Genomic DNA, 21,077 nt, shown 5'->3' with positions numbered 1-21,077 from the left:
TATCGCACTCTCTGGGTCGGGTGGCGCATGTGAATGGCTAGTCTGAAACCAGCCAAGCCGAGAAATCAACGAGATCAAGAAGAGCAAACCAGCAACCAAATTGGCTCTATGGGCGAGTCTCATTTGAACGAACTATCCTTTTTGCAGATTCAAGAGAATGAATTCAAAAGTTCAGATTTGGGACGCTTTTGGAACCAGAGGCTGAATCAAAATCTCCGATTTTCCTCATATGGGCCAGTTCTTCACTTAGGGGAAACTTAAACGCATCACCAAAATGCTACTTAAACACATCATGACTAATGGCAGCATGTTCGTCAAGCATGAATCTCGACGATCAAGCATTCCTGTTCCAGCTCGGTTCCCGGATACGCGAAATCCGTGAAAAAAAGGGCTTAACCCAAGCGGAACTAGCTGAGAAATGTCAGCTGCACCGAACATTTATCGGTTCCGTGGAACGTGGGGAACGCAACCTCTCCATACTCAACCTTCGGATCATCGCCCGGAATCTTAGAGTCAGCTTAAGCAATTTGTTCTGACTAAAAGGAACATCAACTAGACGACCAATCTGGGCCGCAAATCTCGATTCGACGGCTTTCCTCAATCGAACTTCCATGATCGTTTCGGCCAATAAAGTAGACACTGAAAATTCTTATTCAAAGATCGCGAAACGGGAGTTTAAGATGCCCAAATGTAAAAGATGTGGAGCTTCACTGGGCCTAATTTCCATGAAAAAATATTGCTTTGACTGCCTGATTCTAATTCATCGAGAGCAGGTTGCTGCAGCCGAGGAGCAACGCGAAAAAATGAGAAAGATAATCAGGAACGCAAAAATAAAGCTCTTACCCTCGCCAAGGCGATCAAGAAAAGGATCTTGGATGGCGAACAGGTGGTTTTGTATGAAAGTGTTTACCTTGAGATCGATTCAAAAGTCCTCGACGAAATGGTGTGTTCAGGGTTCAGTCTCGGATTGCTTCCCAAATTGGGGCTCGATGGTTGGGAGATCGTTAGTGTAGTACCCAGAACTCTAGGGATTGGACTCAAAAATAAATCCTTCGGAGCGACAACTGGAACAACCTGGGGGGGAGGTATCGGAGGAAATGTTGTAGGAGTGTACGTACTTATCAGACTCAACGCTCATTCCAAAAATTGCTCAGATCAATTCTTATTTGACTACGTTCTCAAGAACATTCAGTCTCTGCTTAATTGAACCACAATTTCGCGCCTTCCATTCTCGATCTTGCTTCAGCTGTTGAGTGAATCGAATCTAAATTCACTTTCCAAATCTATTTGGAACGGTAGCTTCTCACCCAGTTCGGACCCGTTTGGCATAATCGGGGAGCTTGCACACTAACTCCCTGCACACTGCCATGGCCAAAAAAAACACCGAACCATCCCCGTCCGAAGTTGACGAAGCGGCTCCCGCCCCCGCCTCGCGCCACCAAGTCACAACGCAAGGAAGTCTACGATCATGCCCGTCTGGGGATCATCGCCAACATGTGCCTCACCGGGCACACAGGCGAAGATCGGCGAGGCTCTGGGCATCGACCGGAGCACGATCTCGGTGGCCTAATGCTGCAGCAATGTTAATAAGATCTGTTTGTAGCTATCGAAAATTAAGGGATATTCACAGTTTTTGAAATTGTTATTGCTGCAAAGGGAAAAACAATTTTTTGCAGAGCTATTTCAACTGCCGGAACCACTCGATTAATTTCTTGACCGATGGCGAAACCATCTCTTGATGATTTCCCGTAACGTTTACAATTTCGCAGTCCTTACCGGCTTTCCGAGCGGCCAGAGCCAGAGGAATATTGACGTCTCTTCCATCTTCGCCCTCAAATAATCGAAGCGGGCATCGGATACTATTCACGAATGCCATCGGATTGGTGAAGCAATTCAGCAGCGTTTTGTGCAAGAACGGCTCGGCGGACTTCTGAAAAGCTATCGCCGAGCGGCATAAAGTCAAAATCATCCGAACTTCCCAAGGCGACTCCGCGCGCTGAACCGCAAGAATTCAACCATCGTATCAGTCGGCTGGGATTCGAACCCCTATTTTGAGACAACCCCGGTCAATCTTAGCTTGGATTTTAACCACGAAAAATCCACTCCGACTGTTGGACATGGTTTTCGACCAGGACGGTACTGGTTTTTGATCAGGACAGAGCGTCTACAGTTGCGCATCATCCTGATCAATTATGTTAGATTCTTCATCAATCAACTTCTTGTATTTTATAAATGTTTGTACGGCGGATTGCTCCCTATCTGTTAGCAGATCATAAAATATGGGATTTTGTACCCATTCGCTGAAAGAAATAATCGGGATTATTTCTGAGGAGCCTATTAGATATTCGCCTATTTCCCAGTACTTAGATATTCGATTGTCTGTTATTCTAAATAATGGGGCCGGGTTCCATATTGGATAGTAAGAGTAGTCTTCATCACAAATATAGTACCATAAATGACCGAGGTAACATGTAATACCATATACGACATATTGCTTTCCAGTAATTAAAGAAAAAATGCGATCTCTACCGAGTCCGAGCTCGGGACGAATCAAGTCTACTGGCAAAGTGATTGCAGATTTTGAAATACATTCAATCTTCATTCTCAGTCTTTCGCTAATTGGGAATTACTAGGCTACTTGAATTTAACCTGAGCAATTTCACCAGTAATCGTGTTGTGCATATAATGTACTACTATCTTTGTTCCATCAGGCAGCGTATGCGTAATTTGCTTTTTAACCCAGCCTGGGGCTTGATACAAAGGATCACCAAAAGGACCTTTCATAATCACTTGGCCGCCGTCCTCAAATGCATCTTCCATAATTAGCTGTTCTGCCAAATTTTCAGGCATACGGCCTTGAATCTGTACCCCTCACGTAATATTTGCCGTTTTTTGCGATTTAATACCTAGAGGAATTGGCCCTCTCTTGAACAAAAGATCGCCGTGATCGACGAGAGCACGGCGTAAAGCAATTCGATCGATACGGCGAGCTTCCTGCTCGAGCAACACTCCCGAAGGAGATTTTCCTTCCTCCTCCATAGCTCGGTTCCGATGGATTTCAACAAGCTCTCGGAACTGATCGCGAGATTCTGTCGCGACTCTCTCCCGACTTTTCCAAAGCGTCTCGGGAGTAGGACCCAGACCTCCTCTCGGTCGAGCCAAGGCATTGGCTTCCCGTCGAGCCGCCTCCACATCCTCAGCGTTCCACACTTCCGGATGGCCTTCCCAGGCAGCTCTACGTTCGATTCGACTTCTCAAAGATCCAATGCCCGCTTCGAGCGCACCGTTATATTGTGGCCTCCTCGGCGGAGAGTACAAGCCGAACACGCCTTCTCGCTGCAAATATTCTTGGACCACTTCGGCAATAAACGGAGAACGGCAGCGCCTCGTGCCGGTCTACGCCGGCCCATCGCAACACCCCGGTCTCGGTCATCAGACCGCTCCAAAATTCCCCGGTGTTCGGCGGGGTGGCACTGGTAACCTAACTAAATCAACTCAAGTCGTTATTGAGTAACAGTTTGGGTGGCACTGGTTACTTGCTGTTTTTTTTATTGATCTTTGCGAATTGTAGGACTCAATCCTCGTCCAATTTCCGTATAGGGCTAGGAGGAGTTAATGGCTCCCCCTTCCCTCCAAACCGGACGGGCGGATCTCCCGCATCCGGCTTTCCGGTCAGTAGTCTTACCCCTTGAGGGATTGAGATTCCAGACGATGTGCCTGTTCCAGGGAGAACAGTCCCGCCTCGGCAAAGTAAGCTTTGGGCCACTTGAAGTTATCTCTCTTTCGGCTTCTGCAATCGTGACCCAGACGACGACGCAGTATGCACCGCAGCCGCATTCGAGTCCATTTATCCACGTCCCGAAAGATCCCCTTTTTGCTGTGCTTGAAGTATCCGTACCAGCCTCGTAGCGTTACGCTCACGTCGCGGACGATCTGCGACAGGCTATCGCCTCTTTTCCGCTTCGTTTTCGCGCGAATCGCATCCCGAAGTTTCTCCAGACTTCGCTTCCGAGGATATATCAGACGTTGTCCTTTATAAACTCCAAAGCAATAGCCTAGAAATTCGAAACTCTCGATCTGCGTGTCCACCACTCTCGTCTTTTCCGGATGCAGTTGTAGCTTGGCCGATTCGCACCAGCGGCTCAACGTCGCCAGGGCTTCTTCCGCTTCCGCTCGACTGCGGCAGACGATCACCATGTCATCCGCGTATCGCACCATCCGAAAACCTAGGGATTCCATCAAATGGTCCAAAGGATCCAGATAGGCGTTACTCAACAACGGACTCAAAACCGCTCCTTGCGGCGCTCCCGAATCTGGCTCCCAACTCCCCATCGGCGAGAATATCTCGGCTTTCAGAAATTGTTCCACCAGACCTAGTAGCGTTCCGTCCGCGATCTTCCGCTTCAGCACATCCATCAACTGATCGTGATCGATCGCGTCGAAGTAGCCCTTGATGTCGACATCCACCAGATGCGTGCCTCCTTCTTTCAGAAGTCTGTCCACCTCTCGCAAGGCATTTTTGCAGCCCCGGCCCGGACGAAAGCCGTAACTATTCGAGGCGAAATCCTTCTCGAAAATCGGTTCCAGCACCTGACGAATCGCGCCTTGAACCACCCGGTCTCGAACCGTCGGAATTCCTAGAGGACGGCCTTCTTCACTCCCCGGCTTCGGAATTACCGCTCGCCGGATCGCCGAAGGACGGTAGGTTCCGTCCCGTAAAGTCCGCTCCAAAGCTTCCAGGTTCTCGTCCAAATGATTTGCAAACGCCTCGACACTTACATGATCCACGCCTGCCGAACCCGCATTCGCTATGACTTTCGTCGCCGACGACTTCAGGTTCCTCTTCTTGCACACCTTGTCCATCAAGCTAAACCAGACGCCTCCTTTAACGCCCGCTTCGAGCGCACTCAACATCCGATCAGTCCACACCGCAGGTTCCGCCCACGACCATTGCTCTCGGACCCTACTAACGGTTCCCGGAGTTCGGTCGCCGGCTTCTCCGCCTTGCTTAGCCACTGGCACTGACGACGGTTTCTCTTTCCTGCTCATGTAACCTCGAAATCCACCTTCCTACGTCCCTTCGCTCCCTCGGTATTACCCGATTTCTACGCTACTATGAACGCTCTGACTTCCGACGCACAAGGCATTTGCCTTCCCCGGCGCCTCGGATATCCCCGCTTACATTCGATACCTTCGCTTTCCTTCCGCCTCCAACCACATCGGATACCTCCCTCGACTCGCTTGGGGCTTTATCTCGGGATGATGCCGTCGCCATTAGTTCTCCAAACCACTGGCGGACCTCTCGGTCAATCCGGCTTTGCTAGCTTCGCCTTAGCCACGCAGGCTCGCCGGTATCCGCTGCCGAAACGAGTTCACTTTATTGCGGACGAGATGCTCCCCTCGGGTTGCTCCCCACCCCGCCTCACGGCGACGCAGTTACCTTCGGGTACAAAAGGCCAAGCCTCCTTTCGACAGGGAATCTCACCCTGCTAGTATCGAATAGTCACGGGCGCGTGGCACTGGCTAACTGCCAGTGCGTGGGAGAAAAAAGTGCCAGAGAATTGTCACCCTCTCAGGCACAAATTCGAGCAGAAAGAACGCTTTATTGCAGAAACGCACTCGCAGATGGCCAGTGCCACTCAAACCGTTACTGGATAACGACATGCGCTGATTAAGAATGCTTGCCATTGCCACCCGCCGGGGCATGAATTCCTTCTGGGTTGAAATAGGGTGATTTGTTGTTGTAGGATGGGTGAGTTCTAAATGGCACTGTCAGATAGACAGTGCCACCCAAGTCTAGATTTTACATCGACTTGCGTTTATTGAGATGGGGTGCCAGTGTCACCCGTCGACCTCGAGTTGTAACTTTTGACATATCTTCGTAATAGCGATCTTTACAAGCCTCCTCAGGTGGGAAATCTTTCAGAAGGAAGAAATCATCACAGAACCAGAGGAATTCTTCGTCCATCCCAGGTATTATTGATCCAAGAAATGTTATAAGAAACGTATTTGTGACTGGTGATTTAAAACCCAAAGGACTTGCCATATACTCATGAGGCACATGCTCGATGATCGATTTGTTGCACGAAAGAAATGTTGGCTTATCTCCGAAGACCCAAACCTTACGAATGAAAGGAATATGAGTTTGGAGGCTTCGGAGGGAGTACTGAATCTCAAAGTTATCAAAAGTAGAGTTTTTGAGAATGTAGAGTGCATCCATATCGCTAATATCCCAAGAACTGGTTATGAAGGAATACTCCGAATTCTTTTCGATCTTTAAATTTCACATATCAACTCGCAAGAAGAATTGACAAGAGATTAACGACCAAATCCGTTTGCAATGTGATCGATTGTCTGTAAGCTCTAATAGAACCCTCGTTTTTGGCGTTATTCGATCGGCAATTTAAGGCATCGATAGAGTCTCTTAGATAGAATTCAAGGCACATGTGTGAGTGTGTGTGCGTTGACGATGAAGAGACAAAGCCTTAGAGGCCCTAACAAAACCACAATTTGTCCATTGAATACTGCTATAAAAAGAGATTTTGTTAGGGCTTCTTAGAAACAATTTCTGCTAATTTAGTTTGGCTAATATTTCCACCAATTTACTTTGAACGAGATCTTTCATTTGAGGTGATGATGCAACTTTCATGAAGGCTGATTCGAAGGAGCCATCTGAGAAGCCGTCTTGATATGATGCCACGTCCTCTGATGAAATTACGCCATCTTTTTCATATTTGTACGATAGAACGAGAGAAGGGTATAAATCATTATTGTTATCAGATTCAAATGAATTATAATGCTCAACAAATCCAGCAGTAGCATAACAAGAATATTCAGCCACTGCTACTAATCCTGAAATCAGCAAAGATTTATCTTCGGGATCAAATTTATTTAAATTTTGAAGCAATTTTTTCAAGTCATTGTAACGTGGATTGCGCGAATCGCCCAAATTCAAATCCCGAATTCGCCCGAGCATTCTTATAACTCCAATAACAACGGAGTTATAATAATGGAGGGCGACATTTTCTATCATCTCCGAGTGCATAATGTCACCAATACCTCATAAAATAAGAAATATTTTTCAGTTCAATTTATCCGAATTCCCACCACTTTATAAGTTGTTTCAATTCTTGCAAATATTGTTTAGGCACACCCATGTTACTCAATTGCTGCAAATGACTTTTAATATGCTGTGAAATGTTTCCAGCTTCTTTAGCAAAAAAACCACTCTCAGTTAAGAGTCTGTTCCAAAAGCCGGGACTAACCCTACAAATCCTCGAGAAATTCATCCGAAATAGGGGCTTTTGGAACAGACTCTAAGTGAATAATCTCCTTATGCATCCATTCTGGTATACGAATAGCAGGCCCGTTTGCTCGCACAAAATCGGTGGCTCCGTGAGCCAATGCGACCACTGTTTGTGGAACGTGATGCCTCGCCCAGCCCGTTATCTGCTTTAATTCATTAAACGCGCCAACCTCAAAATAATGATTATGCGCCCAAATGCACCAGCTCCAAAAATCTTCTCCAACAAAATAAGTGTGATAGTCAGCGATTCTTAAGTTATAGACCGGTTCTACTTCTTTGTCTTCGAATAAATCTGTGATCGATAACCACTCTTTTTCGTTGCCTTGTATTCGGTCTCCGATTTTCAAATATTTAGCAGGGAGCCAACCTCTTGTGCTATCAAAAAAATGTACCCCTCACGTAATATTTGCCGTTTTTTGCGATTTAATTCCTAGAGGAATTGGCCCTCTCTTGAACAAAAGATCGCCGTGATCGACGAGAGCACGGCGTAAAGCAATTCGATCCATACGGCGAGATTCCTGCTCGAGCAACACTCCCGAAGGAGATATTCCTTCCTCCTTCATAGCTCGGTTCCGATGGATTTCAACAAGCTCTCGGAACTGATCGCGAGATTCTGTCGCGACTCTCTCCCGACTTTTCCAAAGCGTCTCGGGAGTAGGACCCAGACCTCCTCTCGGTCGAGCCAAGGCATTGGCTTCCCGTCGAGCCGCCTCCACATCCTCAGCGTTCCACACTTCCGGATGGCCTTCCCAGGCAGCTCTACGTTCGATTCGACTTTTCAAAGATCCTATGCCCGCTTCGATCGCACCGTTATATTGTGGCCTCCTCGGCGGAGAGTACAAGCCGAACACGCCTTCTCGCTGCAAATATTCTTGGACCACTTCGGCAATAAACGGCGAACGGCAGCGCCTCGTGCCGGACTACGCCGGCCCATCGCAACACCCCGGTCTCGGTCATCAGACCGCTCCAAAATTCCCCGGTATTCGGCAAAACACCCTTCAAAATGCCAAAATCCCTACAGCTTTAATTCGGCTACAAATGCGACCAGAATTCGGTTCGGGACAACTAGCAAAGTACGCAAGGACGCATTTCACAGCACGGTTAGTGCGCCGGCGAAACCGGCAAGGAGTAGTGAATGAAAGAGTCACGCGAGGAAGACTTAGCCAGTCATCTCGACCCCGAGTCATACGCCGCCAGTCGCGAGGCTGTCGGTGAAGCGTTGACAGGGGCACACACAGGCCAGGTATCGAGCTGCGAAATCACGTCATCTGGGGTGCCGACGCTGTTAACCGAAGCGGAAGGCCACATCGAGGAGGGCATCATAGGCGAGTCTTCCTGGAACTCTACGCAGTCGGAGGCCCTGAGCATGTGGGAAAACTCTTTGCGCGGGAACCGGGAGATCTCAAGTTCATCCGTCGAAGATGGTTCGTCGGATCGGTCGGGAAAGGGGATAACCCATAATCCTGACATGTACGGCCTTGAGAAGTCGGATGATGGCGTAGTACCCGAGAAGTCGTCGAACAAAGGTCGGAGACCGGCGGAGACGATGGAGGGAAGGCTATCAACATCGGGAAACTTACTGCAGAAGGTCGCGTTTCCGACACAGAGCGGAGCCAACGCGTCATCCGGAATGCAGCGAGTGCGAGAAGTGGCACGAAAGGATAAGAAGGTAAAATTCACCGCTTTACTTCATCATGTGACAATACCCTTAATGATTCAGAGCTTCAAAACCTTGCAGAAGGATGCGGCTCCGGGCAATGATGGTGTCACGTGGAAGGAGTACGAAATTGGTCTAACTCATCGAATCGAGGATCTCCATCGCCGCATTCATACCGGAAGCTATCGAGCTGTCCCCGTAAGGAGGACGCACATACCAAAAGCGGACGGAGGAATGCGAGCGTTGGGCATTGCAGCTCTAGAGGACAAGGTAGTCCAACGAGCTATAGTGACGGTTCTCAGTGAGATTTGGGAGGCGGATTTCGTGGGTTTTTCCTACGGTTTTCGACCGAAGCGTTCGGCGCACGATGCGTTGGATGCCCTTCACGTCGGAATCATGGGAAAGAAGGTGAATTGGGTGCTCGATGCGGACATTCGGGGTTTCTTTGATACCATCGACCACGAATGGCTGCTGAAATTCGTCGAGCACCGGGTCGCCGATCCGAGGATTCTCCGCCTGATCCAGAAATGGCTCAAAGCGGGAGTATCCGAAGACGGTCGCTGGTCGGAAACGAAAATGGGTACACCTCAAGGGGCAGTGGTCTCTCCACTCCTCGCGAATCTGTATCTGCATTATGTCTTCGACCTTTGGGTGCACCAGTGGCGGCAAAAGCATGCCTACGGAGACGTCATTGTTATCCGGTATGCCGATGATTTTGCACTGGGATTCCAGTATCGGCGCGAAGCCGAGCGGTTTCTATTCGACCTGAAAGCTCGATTCCAGAAATTTGGACTGGAATTGCACCCCGAGAAAACGCGCTTGATCGAATTCGGCCGGTTCGCGGGCGAAGATCGTCAGAAGCGTGGCCAAGGGAAACCAGAAACGTTCGAGTTCCTCGGCTTTACCCATTGTTGTGGCGTAAAACGATTGAGCAGAACATTTCTGGTGAAAAGGAAGACGGCGAAGAAGCGAATGAGGGTTCGCTTGCAACGGGTGAAAGAAGTGCTTTCGAAAAGGCGGCACGAACCAATCCCCGAGCAAGCAAGTTGGTTACGCCAGGTGCTGGCAGGGTACTATCAGTATCATGCGATCCCAGGGAACATGCCCGCTCTGCAATCGTTTCACACTCAAGTTGTACGTATCTGGTATAAGTCGCTCAGGCGTCGGAGCCAGAGAAATCGCTTGATTTGGGAGCGATTCGGCCCTCTCGCCAATCGACTTCTTGCTTCCCCGAAAATCCTTCATCCTTCTCCAAACGAACGCTTCTATGCCAAACACCCGAAGTAAGAGCCGTGTGCGGTAATTCCGCATGCACGGATCTGTGCGGGGGGCGGGGAGTAATCCCCGTCCCTACCGCGACCGCAAAATGGAAAAGGAAAATTGTACAGACCCGAGGCGGGGTAGGAGCGAGGTACGATTTATCACCGATCAAAGACGGCGGGGAAAAACCGACTTAACAGGTCAATTCCCTTACCAAATTCGCAGCGTAAGCGACGACTGGCAATTCAATAACTATTCGGCTATTCTAATTCCAAAGTGCGATCAAACCGCGGTAAAGGACAGTTTTTGACCAGGACACGCGTTATTTTGTAATGCTGTTTTTTAATTTTACAGCTAAATCTCTTATTTCTGTCATTATTGATAATGATATTAAATCTTTCGGCGGCATATTTTCTGGCACTTTGGAAATTAAATGGTCCAATTTAATGAATAACAGATAGCTTGGAGCAGGGACTTGCCGTGTTTCCAATTCGTGTGTAACGCCTGCATCAAATATCTGGCAAATCGCTTCTTCAAAGGAAGAAATTTCTCCTGAAGATCCATCCGAAAGCCAAAGACGATTTTGAGCTTCTAGGCTCCCTAATTCATCTAGTGCCGACAATACCGTTGATTTGTTATAGTGAGTCATTGGATAAATCCTGGATATCTTTCAAGTGGGATATGAGTATCGGGATCTTTATTTCCGCCATTGGGTAATGGCGAACGAGTACCATCTGGCCGTAAATAATTCCCCCCCGCATCCCGTTGGCGAACATATGGCCCTTGTGAATTTGGATATGGACTGTTCGGGTTGCCTTGCATTATTCTTACGCTTTCATTTGGATTATTAGGGTTATAGTACTCGATTCCACCTTTTGATTTCGTTCCGCGAATTCGCCAACCATCCGGAATGCCTGGTGGCCTGATTCGAGTACCTGGAAGAGGGTTTACACCGTATGCTTCGAATCCAGCAATCGCATTCTGATTATGAACGAGAATACCGAGGGAAGTTATTGCATAATTTTCCAACTCTTCAACTTGTATATTAAATACAAATAAATGTTGCGTCCGAATAATAATCGATTCTACGTTTACTTTGGATTTATTTCGAGAGTAAAGTTCGTCACCCGGCTTCAAATCTTCTGCTAATACCCAGCGACCATCAAGTTTTCCATCTATCTCTCTGGGAGAGATGACTTTTGGAGATGGCCTGTTTTCCAAAAATTCGCCTCTAACCACCCAGAATGGATGACCGCCCGTAGCTTCAATCACTTCGTCTGCAGCCAAAATGGAGGCTAACCCACTCTCAAATTTCAAGATATAGGTATTTAGTATTGGCTTTAGTTTCCATTCCAGATTTTTGTGATCGAATGACCAAACTTTATCTCCAACGTTTAATTCTTCGATTTTTATCAAACCAAATTCTGCGTCTACCAAAGTTCCTGCTGGGAAACATTGTGCAGTTGCCGCATCTTTAAACTGAGCTCTAGTGATTTTGATTCCATTCTTTTCGATTCTAATAATTTTCCCGAATTGATCTCTCACAACTGTCCAACCGCTTTTCGCAAGGAATTCAACAGTCTTCAAAAAAAACGGAGCTCCGTACTGAATAGCCAGATTTACCACGAGTGATTGTGCTGTATCACTCAACATATCTTTGATTGCTTTTGCCGTATCAGCTCCTGCTTGTGCATAAGATTGACCATTAAAAGTGCCTATGTTGCTGTACTTACTTGCATCGATGCTTAATGCATCATTAAGGTCACCTTTAAAAGGATTGCAATCGTTCGCTTCAAACCATTCATTTATTAGGGTTGGATTTTCACGCCAAGCCCCGCCTACGCCTAACCAGTGTACCCCTCACGTAATATTTGCCGTTTTTTGCGATTTAATTCCTAGAGGAATTGGCCCTCTCTTGAACAAAAGATCGCCGTGATCGACGAGAGCACGGCGTAAAGCAATTCGATCGATACGGCGAGCTTCCTGCTCGAGCAACACTCCCGAAGGAGATTTTCCTTCCTCCTCCATAGCTCGGTTCCGATGGATTTCAACAAGCTCTCGGAACTGATCGCGAGATTCTGTTGCGACTCTCTCCCGACTTTTCCAAAGCGTCTCGGGAGTAGGACCCAGACCTCCTCTCGGTCGAGCCAAGGCATTGGCTTCCCGTCGAGCCGCCTCCACATCCTCAGCGTTCCACACTTCCGGATGGCCTTCCCAGGCAGCTCTACGTTCGATTCGACTTTTCAAAGATCCTATGCCCGCTTCGATCGCACCGTTATATTGTGGCCTCCTCGGCGGAGAGTACAAGCCGAACACGCCTTCTCGCTGCAAATATTCTTGGACCACTTCGGCAATAAACGGAGAACCGTTATCCATTTTCAGTACCAGCGGGGCTCCCTCCCGGGTGATCAATGACCGAAGGGCCACAAGCGTTTCCTCGGCAGTTGCCGCCGCCACAGGCCAGGCTAGCAACTGCTGACCACTGCTCAGATCTCGGACTGCCAACAGGTATTGGTCCTTTCCATCAATGAGTGGCGTCTCCGTGTAATCCATCGCCCAGACGGTTCCCGGCGTAGTCCACCTGAGCCGGAAGCCGGTTCGTTTATACCTTTTCCGCCAGACGCGGCGGTAGCGCCTGAGCATGTCTTCGAGCTCGGAACGCGTCATTTCCGGGAAGCACTCTTTGAGAGTTGCCACGCTGGTGGCCGGCCCGAGATCGGCCAACAGAGCAAGCACTTCCATTCGCTTCAATCGCGACGAACGGACAACCGGTCTTCCCAAAGGTCGAGGAGATGTCGCCGCATTGCTCTGAACCCAATGCCGAAGAGTGCGACCTGCCATATGCAAGCGCTGGGCAATCTTAGGTATCGAGAAGCCCCGTTGCCGCGTTCGATCCACTACCTCGACCACTCGCCGCCTCAGATTCCTTTCGATCTCCCGGCGATCTTTTTGCCGCCCCCAACCTCGCCGCCGCCGGCCGTTTTGTCCCCCGGTGGTCGCCCTCGCTTCCGTTTTTTTTTCTCTGGTTCGGTCGCTGACTTAGCGACGCGAGGCAATATCGATGCAAGTTCTTCGCGGACTAGTGCTACATTTAACTCCGCTTCCCGTTCCCGTAATTCTTTTTGAAGTTTCTGAATCTCCGCTTCCGCCGCCGAAGGCACTTGAACCGGACGACCGGCGGGACGCGGTTCCAGGGCTTCCAGGGCCGCCGCCAGCATCTGATGCTTCAACTGATGGTAACGGGGTTCGCTAATGCCCAGTATCTGGCAAGCTTCCGTCACCCGGCATTCTCCGATCATCGTCCGCAACAACGTTTTCAAGCGATCCTTCGCGATGACGGAACCGGGCAGTTCATCGACTGACTCCGGTCCCGCCGGTTTTCGTCCCCGCATCTCCGATCCTCCTCGATCGAGGGCGATATCGTTATCACTGGACGCCGGCTTCCTTCGGGGCCTCTTGCTGCACGGGATTCAACCGAGCGACAATGCTTAAAGCACGCACGGTGGTCCGCCGTTTTCGCCCCTTCTTTCCCGAAGCCGATCGCGTCGGGGGCGGAGCCAGGCCCACCGCACGCTGCGACGCACGGGCCAGAGCTTGGTGCCGACCGAGTTCCCGTTGCAGACGCTGATTCTCCTTTTGCAAGGAGGCTAACTCGCTGGCATCGGTCCGTACTCGACCGCGGGGGCGCGGCTCGCAAGCTTTCAGTAATCCCTGCAAGGCACGCGTTTCGACCTGATAATAATTCGGCAAAGAGATTCCTACCGCCGTGGCCGCATCGGTCGGAGTGCGAGCCCCGGCGAGTACCTCCAGTATCACCGAAGCCAGACGCTTCGCCTGCGGACCGCAGGACTCGCCCAGTTTTGGACCTCCTATCGAACGAGACCGACGCGGTGCTTTCGCCTCGGAATTAGTCGTCATAAGTCACCTCCCTCAGGCGGGATCGACCACATATCCTCGATCAGACGCAGGCTCTCATCCAACGGCGATTCCCCCGGCAAAGACGGCTCTTCCGAACCCAAGCTTTGAGGATTGCTCACCTCGCCGACCGGACAGACCGGCTTGGGCAACTCGTCTCGGGAAGTCGATTCCGGCGGCGGAGGGGGCACCAAGTCTATCTCCCGCCGTTCTCCTTCGGGCCGGGTCAAGATCATCCGTTCCCCTTCCGCATGGACGCTGAAGGGCTGACCTCCCACCTGGCCGGTCAGATAAAACGGCTGCTTCGGAATCCCGTTTCGAGCCAGCTCCAAGGCATTCGCGGCTACCCGAGTTTGAAGACTCCGACGCACTTCCGAGGCCGCCCCGAAGTAACGGTCCGCGGGCACCAGACCATCGATCCCCTGATGGGGCCTCTGGAAGTTGTAATGGTCTATGAATAACCCAATCCGACGCTGAGCATCCCCCATGTCGATGAAGATTGCACTCTCGATGCACTCACGCCACAAGGTTCCCCAGAACCGCTCGATCTTACCCAAAGTCTGCGGATGACGCGGAGACGCTACTACCTGTCGAATGCCCCGTTTTTCGAGTTCCTTCGAGAAGGCACTTTTACCCCGCCAGGTCACATACTGCGTACCGTTGTCGGTGAGAATCTCCTCCGGCGTTCCATAAGAAGCCATGGAAGCTCGCAAGACCTCCAGCACCAAAGCCGATGACTGGCTCGCATGCAAGCCGTAGCCGACCAAAAACCGACTGTGATCGTCCATGAACCCGACCAAATGAACGCGCCGATTCTGACGTTTTAACACAAATGTGAAAAGATCAGTTTGCCATAACTGATTCGGACGGGCCCGCTCGAAGGACCGCACCTTGTCCGGATGCCCTCGCGTCGGAGCCTGCTCCAGTTGATAACCGGCTTCATGCAGCACCCGGGCCACCGCCGAAGCACTCGCCGGTAAAGCCGGACCTCGCAATAGCATGTCGCTAATCCGCTGACACCCCCATTCCGGATTCGATTTTTTGAGCATCAGGATTGTACGCTTGGTCAACTCGTGAACGCGGCTGCCCGGAGGTTTGCCCCGCGGCTGATCCAACAATCCGGCCGGGCCAGAAATTTCAAACCGCTTCTTCCATGCGTAAAGCGTGTGTTTCGAGACGCCTACCAAAGGAGCAAAATCGCCGGCGGGCAAGCCGCTCCGCTGCCAGGTATCCAGCAACAAAATCCGCTGTTCCGCCGTCATCGCCGGCACGGGTTCGGTCGGTTTTTTCACCAAACGCCGTCCCTTAACAGGTCCCCGAACCGATAACCTCGAGTGGAATTCCCTACGCTTCGAAAGGCTGGCTTCTACCTCGGAATCCACGGAATCCGATAAATCCAGACCCGCATCGGGAAAGGACTCCGAAGTGGGGCGGGCTCCGCGTCGCTCCCCTTCGCTGCGCTCAGGGGCGCTCGGCTCCGCCCGCCCCACTTCGGCAGCCGCGGACTGCGGGTCCCTATCCTCCGTCGGACCAGCTCTCGGTTGTTCTTCTCTTTTCTCCGCAAATGCATTCTGGTTGAATTCATCCATATAGCCTCTCTTCTGGCGGTATTCCCGCCTAAGAAAGAGAAGGTAATTCCTATAGCGATTTAAACGGCTAAACCGGTAGATATTTCAGGAAAGGGGACAGTTATGATACATCATCGGAACTAACCTTATCTGCCAATTCCAAACTCCGAGATCTCGAACAACTCATTGAAGATTTTGGAAAACCGGATCTCATTTACTTGTGGCTTGCCTATCAGCAGATACCTGAAGCAATATTTAAACTGCCAATTCCAATTGTGGGTCTTGCGCCGGATTGGAATCTACAATGGCATCATTATAAAAAACACTTCGGCTTATGCGATCTAATCATTTCCGATAAGCCCGGAGTGGCAATTTTCAAAAAAGACAATGTCCAACACGCTTTGAGTGGAAATCTTTTCGGTCTTCCCCGCTCAATGAGAGACCATGCCTGGCAAAAGATCCCGAGAGATATCGATGTGCTCTTCGTCGGAAATTTAAATCCCTGCGTACAAAGTGAACGCATGTCTTGGCTGGGTGAGATTGCGCGTTTATCAAAAAATTGGAACGTCGTTATCCGAACCGGAGTTTTCGGTGAGGAATATAGGAGATTGCTTAATCGAGCGAGGATCGTTTTTAATCACTCAATTCGCGGTGAATGCAATAAGCGAGTATTTGAAGCGATTGCGTCGGGTGCCTTGCTATTTCAAGAGGAAGAGAATTGGGAGGTACAAGAATTTCTAGTACCCGAAAAAGACTACGTGGAATATAACAGCGAAAATTTAGAACAAAAGATCCGATACTATCTTGAGCATCCGAAAGAGATTTCCGAAATAGTGGAGAATGCTCAATCTAAATTGGACCGCTTCACCTTTCCCAAACTTTGGAAAGATATTGAATTTAAAATCGACGACAATCGTTCGCTTCTTGATGATCGCATGGAATTTAGGCTGAAGAACGAAAACTCAATAATGAGATGGGACTCCCCTTTGGAGGTGATGGCTACAAAATTTCGACGTTCGGAATTGGCGGGATCAATTCCGGTACCGCAGTTAATCGAATTGCAGAATAGAATAGCTGCTTTAAAGTCCAACGGTCGAGATCGATTCGATCGCGAAATGCCGGGTCCCTATGACTATTTTAAAGTGGAATGGGAGAGAACCGGTTGGTCGAATGCGGGGGATGTCGAACGCGAATTTGCCGAAAAGAAAATTTTACTGCTTTCTCGAATAAGTGAAGAACTCGCAAAATCAACGGGCAAGATTTATTTTTTCTATGAAGCAGTCAATTTCAAGCGAGAAATGATTCATACTAGAGCCGCCCTAGGATGCGCTTTGGCACGAGAAGGGCATATTCTGGCGGCATCCAATTATCTGTCGCAAGCGGTGAAGGCAAGCCCTTTTGATCGCCAAGCCTCTCGGGCTTATACCCAGACGCTTCAAGATATTCAAGCATTTCGCGAAAAAAACCGCTTTTTACTTCTTCAGCAAGCACTCCAAAAGTCGGCCCCGCAGGTAGTTCCCCAGGAGCACTGGTTCGAGGGAATGATTCTTTCAGGGGACGAATTGACTTCGATTATCATTTTGTGCTGTAATGAAGCGGCGTACACGCGTCGCTGTTTCGAAAGCCTACTTTTACACACTCGATCTCCCTACGAATTGATAGTCATCGATAATGGCTCCACTGATGAAACCGAGTTTCTACTCCAAGAATACAGTGAAAAATTCGGCGCCGATCGCTGGTTGATGATTCGGAATGAGCACAACCTGGGTTTTCCAAAAGGAGTGAATCAAGCCTTGAAAGTGGCCCACGGGGAATACGTCGTCCTTTTGAATAATGACACCATAGTCACTGCGGACTGGTTGGAGGCTCTGATCGATTGGCAAATATCCGCACCCGATCAAATCGGATTAGTTGGGCCCGTTTCCAATGGAACGCGCGCGCCGCAACTTGTTATTCCCGACTACAACTCGCTAGAAGGCATTTCTCCATTCGCCGCTCTTCGTAAAGCAGAATACCAGGGACATTGTCTGGAAACGGAAAGATTGACGGGATTTTGCCTTTTGGGTCGAAAAACGCTTTTTGATCATCTCGGAGGACTCGACGAAAATTTCGGAACGGGATTTTTTGAAGATGATGATCTCTGCGTTCGGACCCGTAAACTTGGATTGAAGTTGCTGGTCGCGCTCGACGTGTACATTCACCACGAAGGAAGCTGTACCTTTAAAGGGCTGAAACTCGATACGAAACGACTCCTTAACGAAAACTTTGCTCTATTCCAAAAAAAATGGGGGGATGCGGAATCGGCAGGTTATCGAAGTCAATCTCCCAAAGCTCATTCTCAATCTCCCTCAAGTAGAATCGAGAAGGATAAAAAACGCTCGGTTTCCATTTCACTCACCATGATGGTCAAAAATGAAGAAGCCAATCTAGAGGATTGTTTATTGAGTGTTAGAGATTTGGTCGACGAGATGATTGTCGTGGATACCGGATCCCAGGATCGAACTCGTGAAATCGCCCAGCGACTCGGAGCTAAAGTTTATGATTTCCCTTGGGTCGATAGTTTTGCGGCTGCGAGAAATGAAGGGCTGAAGCACGCTACGGGGGATTGGGTTTTCTGGATGGATGCGGATGACCGGGTCGACGAGGCTAATCGTCAGAAGCTCAAAGAGCTATTCGACAGCCTCGACAACACTATGGCATCTTACGTTATGAAATGCTTGTGCGTCAGTGACGGCCCAGGAGGCGCTGAAACGGTTGTCGATCATGTGCGGCTATTCCGTCGCGATCCCAGATTACGCTGGCGTTTTCGAGTGCACGAGCAAATTTTACCCGATCTACGCTCCCTCAATGCGGAAATTCGTTGGTCCGATGCGACCATTCGGCATGTTGGCTACAAAGATCCCGCACTTCGAAAAAGCAAGCTGGGTCGTGACCGCCGACTCCTGGAACTTGAAATTGCGGAGAATCCGAGTAATCCGTTTACCTTGTTCAACTTAGGATCGATCCATCAGGAATTGGGGGAACATCAAATTGCTCTGGACCTCTTTCGTAGAAGCCTGGCCGGGTCTCATCCCTCCGATTCCATTGTCCGAAAACTGTATGCACTGATTGTGCAGGCACATCGGAAACTGGGACAAAACGACGAAGCCTTCTATGCAGTGAAAGCCGGCCTTCAGGTTTATCCCCAAGACTCGGAACTCATTTTCTTGCATGCTATGATGCTTCGAGAGCGAGGAGACATCCCAGGAGCGGAGGCTTGCTTCAAAGATCTCATTAATACTCGGGAATCCAATCACTTCGCTTCAGTGGATACGGGCTTACGAGGTTATAAAGCTCGGCACAATCTGGCAATACTTTACATGGAGCAAGGACGATTCGGGGATGCCCAGGAGCAGTGGCAACAAGTTCTGGAGAGCGAACCCACCTTCCTCCCCGCGTTGGCTGGGTTTGCCGAAATCGCCGCTCGTCTTAACAATAAGGCGATCTTCGAATCCTACTTACAACGCATGTCCCAGTTAGGTCCTACTGGTGAAATCGAAGCGGAATCCCTTTGGGTTCGTTACTACATGAATCTCAATGAGTTCTCGAGAGTCAGAGATCGGTTATTCAAAGCAATCGAAAAATACCCTCAATCGGTGCTTCTCAGAACGCATCTGACGCATGCCCTTCTCAGAGAAGGGAAGGATCCGCAAGTGGCTCAGAAAGCGCTGTTGGATTTATTGGAGCTCGATCCGAATAATGCGGAGGCGAAGCATAATCTCCTGGTACTCGAAACCGTGGGATTTAAGAGCGAATAAGAATTCAGAGGGAAACGAAGTCCGTTAAGTATAGTCTCTAAGGATCGCTCTGCGCGTGAGCGATTGTTTTTCAGTCCCCGTCATAACCCAGAATGTCCTTCTTTGGACCGCAATCTAGAAAACGCGCCATCGTGTAGAACATCGATTCGCCTTCCGCGATACAATTGCTCGAATAAGCTATTAAAAAGAAATCGATGAGAGTGTTCAGGTTGAACTCAGACTTCGGGATCTGCAGCTGAAAGTGCGTTCCTTGATCCGTTCGGAATCGATCTAAATTGGGCGTTCGCAGCACTGCATTGGGAAAAGATTCCCGAAGTTCCTGGTAGAGCGGCAGACTGTCGGACACGATCAAAACAGGTTCGGTTTTTGGAATATCTGCCATCTTCGCTTTGATCTTCTCCATGTACTCCGGGATTTTTTCGGAAGCATGCTTGTCCGTGCCGCGCAGGTGGACCAGCGTCTTGAACTTAGAGTACCGTTTTAACTCCTGAACGATACTATCTCGCCAGGGCTTCTTGACTCGGAGCATGCATAAGTTGGCCACGTAATAGGTTCGCAACCCAACGCTGGGATAAACCACCAGCTGCGAAGGCAGATCTTCATCCTTGAGAGTCAGTTCGTACTCGGTTTTAAAAATAAAATCGCAGGATGCCTTGCGATCGTACTGGTTCATCCAGCCGATGGGTTCTACCGTGGAAAAATTCCTCTGGTAAATCTCCGCGGGAGGTACGGTCTGAACTCCGCAAATATGGAAAAACGTATCGAAATCGACTGTGCCATCAGACCAGATCGAATCCGACCAGTCGACGGAAAGTGTTCGGTTGTATTTTTTGGCATGCTCAATCGCTTGGCTGAGACACTGCAGACGGTCGCCAAAGCCAACATGGGCTTTGACTAGAAGATAGCGAGTTTCGCTTGGCGAGGCGGGCACTGGCTCTGAATAAGCGGGAATAAGCTCCCTGGAGAGTTCCGGGAAATTCGAAACGTGACCGTTCGCTGAAGGAAGTTCTTTGAGGCTAGGCTCCGACATCACGAATATCTCTTTTTAAGCCTTGAAGATTGAGGAAGAGAGGTATTACAGAACTGATCTTATCCTGAAACAAACCGCATTTCCATAAAGATTTCTCGTCTATTTCCGCTACCCGAATTTGCAAAAAAACGACCTATGATCCTGAAGATTTATTTCGATTTGAACTCACACGAACCACCAATATAAACGCGCCTTTACCGTGTTAAAGCTCTCCCTGATGGACAATCCATTTTGCTGAAGGCCGCCGATAGCTAAAGAGAAGCTCGCTTGGTAACTCCAGAATTAATTCAACTCTCCCGATCATAAGCGAAGTTACGATCGGGAGATGCAAAGACTACCGTCGAATATTCCCCGAAACGTAATCCACAACGAGCAAAAACGCGAACGCTCCCAAGGCAATCGCTGTTGAATGGAAGATCACCCCGATTAGAATGGCCACCAAAGCTGTGCCCGTCAGATGAGCCGCATTCAATTTTTGTTTAGCACCCATGTCTATTTTCTCCGAAAGAGTTGAGATTTAAATTCAGAATTTGGGAACTACGCA

At 49.4% G+C, this 21,077-nt stretch carries 20 protein-coding genes and 2 pseudogenes; 5 read left to right on the top strand and 17 right to left on the bottom strand.

Annotated features, from left to right (window positions below; genetic code table 11):
* Nucleotides 1-299: 299 nt before the first annotated feature.
* Both KIH39_RS15610 and KIH39_RS15605 read left to right on the top strand, forming a co-directional pair.
* Nucleotides 300-536, top strand: a complete 237-nt coding sequence (locus KIH39_RS15610) for a helix-turn-helix domain-containing protein (RefSeq protein WP_315852386.1) — start codon at nt 300-302, stop codon at nt 534-536.
* 868 nt (nt 537-1,404) lie between these two features.
* Nucleotides 1,405-1,587 (top strand): hypothetical protein, encoded by a 183-nt coding sequence (locus tag KIH39_RS15605; RefSeq protein WP_213494154.1) that lies wholly within the window; start codon nt 1,405-1,407, stop codon nt 1,585-1,587.
* Between the two features lie 91 nt (nt 1,588-1,678).
* Here KIH39_RS15605 and KIH39_RS15600 read toward each other — a convergent pair whose 3' ends face one another.
* The 9 genes and pseudogenes from KIH39_RS15600 to KIH39_RS15560 all read right to left on the bottom strand — a co-directional run bounded on the left by KIH39_RS15600 (nt 1,679) and on the right by KIH39_RS15560 (nt 8,157).
* Nucleotides 1,679-1,969, bottom strand: a complete 291-nt coding sequence (locus KIH39_RS15600) for a hypothetical protein (protein ID WP_213494153.1) — start codon at nt 1,967-1,969, stop codon at nt 1,679-1,681.
* A gap of 195 nt (nt 1,970-2,164) precedes the next feature.
* Complete coding sequence (locus KIH39_RS15595; protein ID WP_213494152.1) at nt 2,165-2,602, bottom strand: hypothetical protein; 438 nt, start codon at nt 2,600-2,602, stop codon at nt 2,165-2,167.
* A gap of 32 nt (nt 2,603-2,634) precedes the next feature.
* Nucleotides 2,635-2,850, bottom strand: a complete 216-nt coding sequence (locus tag KIH39_RS15590; RefSeq protein WP_213494151.1) for a hypothetical protein — start codon at nt 2,848-2,850, stop codon at nt 2,635-2,637.
* A 21-nt stretch (nt 2,851-2,871) separates the two neighbouring features.
* Nucleotides 2,872-3,327, bottom strand: coding sequence for a hypothetical protein (locus KIH39_RS15585; protein WP_213494150.1), 456 nt, complete (start codon nt 3,325-3,327; stop codon nt 2,872-2,874).
* A 354-nt stretch (nt 3,328-3,681) separates the two neighbouring features.
* A complete protein-coding gene (ltrA, locus tag KIH39_RS15580) occupies nt 3,682-4,914 on the bottom strand; it encodes a group II intron reverse transcriptase/maturase (RefSeq protein WP_213494149.1) in 1,233 nt (410 codons plus the stop codon).
* Between the two features lie 889 nt (nt 4,915-5,803).
* The gene (locus tag KIH39_RS15575) at nt 5,804-6,220 is read right to left on the bottom strand and encodes a hypothetical protein (protein WP_213494148.1); all 417 of its coding nucleotides are present in this window, start codon (nt 6,218-6,220) and stop codon (nt 5,804-5,806) included.
* Nucleotides 6,221-6,571: 351 nt separating this feature from the next.
* Nucleotides 6,572-6,976 carry a hypothetical protein gene (locus tag KIH39_RS15570; protein WP_213494147.1) on the bottom strand — a complete coding sequence of 135 codons (405 nt, stop codon included), beginning with the start codon at nt 6,974-6,976 and terminating at the stop codon, nt 6,572-6,574.
* A gap of 290 nt (nt 6,977-7,266) precedes the next feature.
* Nucleotides 7,267-7,686 (bottom strand): annotated as a pseudogene (locus KIH39_RS15565) (polymorphic toxin-type HINT domain-containing protein); the annotation flags it as partial.
* Nucleotides 7,687-7,701: 15 nt separating this feature from the next.
* Nucleotides 7,702-8,157 carry a hypothetical protein gene (locus KIH39_RS15560; RefSeq protein WP_213494146.1) on the bottom strand — a complete coding sequence of 152 codons (456 nt, stop codon included), beginning with the start codon at nt 8,155-8,157 and terminating at the stop codon, nt 7,702-7,704.
* A 284-nt stretch (nt 8,158-8,441) separates the two neighbouring features.
* Here KIH39_RS15560 and ltrA (KIH39_RS15555) point away from each other — a divergent pair, with 284 nt between their 5' ends.
* Entirely contained in the window at nt 8,442-10,250 is a 1,809-nt protein-coding gene (ltrA, locus tag KIH39_RS15555; RefSeq protein WP_390623671.1) for a group II intron reverse transcriptase/maturase, read from the top strand.
* Between the two features lie 295 nt (nt 10,251-10,545).
* On the opposite strand, the gene KIH39_RS15550 is transcribed toward ltrA (KIH39_RS15555), so the two are convergent.
* From KIH39_RS15550 to KIH39_RS15525, 6 genes are all read right to left on the bottom strand, one after another.
* On the bottom strand, nt 10,546-10,872 hold the full coding sequence (locus KIH39_RS15550; protein ID WP_213494145.1) for a hypothetical protein: 327 nt from the start codon (nt 10,870-10,872) through the stop codon (nt 10,546-10,548).
* Nucleotides 10,869-11,876, bottom strand: a complete 1,008-nt coding sequence (locus KIH39_RS15545) for a Hint domain-containing protein (protein ID WP_213494144.1) — start codon at nt 11,874-11,876, stop codon at nt 10,869-10,871. Before KIH39_RS15545 ends, KIH39_RS15550 begins: the two co-directional genes overlap by 4 nt.
* Before the next feature lie 207 nt (nt 11,877-12,083).
* On the bottom strand, nt 12,084-12,965 hold the full coding sequence (locus KIH39_RS15540; RefSeq protein ID WP_213494143.1) for an integrase catalytic domain-containing protein: 882 nt from the start codon (nt 12,963-12,965) through the stop codon (nt 12,084-12,086).
* Nucleotides 12,966-13,141: 176 nt separating this feature from the next.
* Nucleotides 13,142-13,615: a hypothetical protein gene (locus KIH39_RS15535; RefSeq protein ID WP_213494142.1), complete on the bottom strand. Its 474-nt coding sequence runs from the start codon at nt 13,613-13,615 to the stop codon at nt 13,142-13,144.
* A 34-nt stretch (nt 13,616-13,649) separates the two neighbouring features.
* Nucleotides 13,650-14,141 carry a hypothetical protein gene (locus KIH39_RS15530; RefSeq protein WP_213494141.1) on the bottom strand — a complete coding sequence of 164 codons (492 nt, stop codon included), beginning with the start codon at nt 14,139-14,141 and terminating at the stop codon, nt 13,650-13,652.
* Nucleotides 14,138-15,727 carry a DDE-type integrase/transposase/recombinase gene (locus KIH39_RS15525; protein ID WP_213494140.1) on the bottom strand — a complete coding sequence of 530 codons (1,590 nt, stop codon included), beginning with the start codon at nt 15,725-15,727 and terminating at the stop codon, nt 14,138-14,140. The genes KIH39_RS15530 and KIH39_RS15525 overlap by 4 nt, the downstream gene beginning before the upstream one ends.
* A 413-nt stretch (nt 15,728-16,140) precedes the next feature.
* Between KIH39_RS15525 and KIH39_RS27160 the strand changes: the two are divergent.
* Both KIH39_RS27160 and KIH39_RS15520 read left to right on the top strand, forming a co-directional pair.
* Nucleotides 16,141-16,551: pseudogene (locus tag KIH39_RS27160) on the top strand (glycosyltransferase family protein); the annotation flags it as partial.
* A 453-nt stretch (nt 16,552-17,004) separates the two neighbouring features.
* A complete protein-coding gene (locus KIH39_RS15520; protein WP_246539312.1) occupies nt 17,005-19,503 on the top strand; it encodes a glycosyltransferase in 2,499 nt (832 codons plus the stop codon).
* A 70-nt stretch (nt 19,504-19,573) separates the two neighbouring features.
* Here KIH39_RS15520 and KIH39_RS15515 read toward each other — a convergent pair whose 3' ends face one another.
* Entirely contained in the window at nt 19,574-20,533 is a 960-nt protein-coding gene (locus KIH39_RS15515; protein ID WP_213494138.1) for an O-fucosyltransferase family protein, read from the bottom strand.
* A gap of 334 nt (nt 20,534-20,867) precedes the next feature.
* Entirely contained in the window at nt 20,868-21,023 is a 156-nt protein-coding gene (locus tag KIH39_RS15510; protein ID WP_213494137.1) for a hypothetical protein, read from the bottom strand.
* Nucleotides 21,024-21,077 lie beyond the last annotated feature (54 nt).

Source organism: Telmatocola sphagniphila (assembly GCF_018398935.1).
Lineage (GTDB): Bacteria > Planctomycetota > Planctomycetia > Gemmatales > Gemmataceae > Telmatocola > Telmatocola sphagniphila.
The sequence above is the reverse complement of the archived record's forward strand: the minus strand, read 5'-3'. Positions and strand labels throughout refer to the sequence as shown.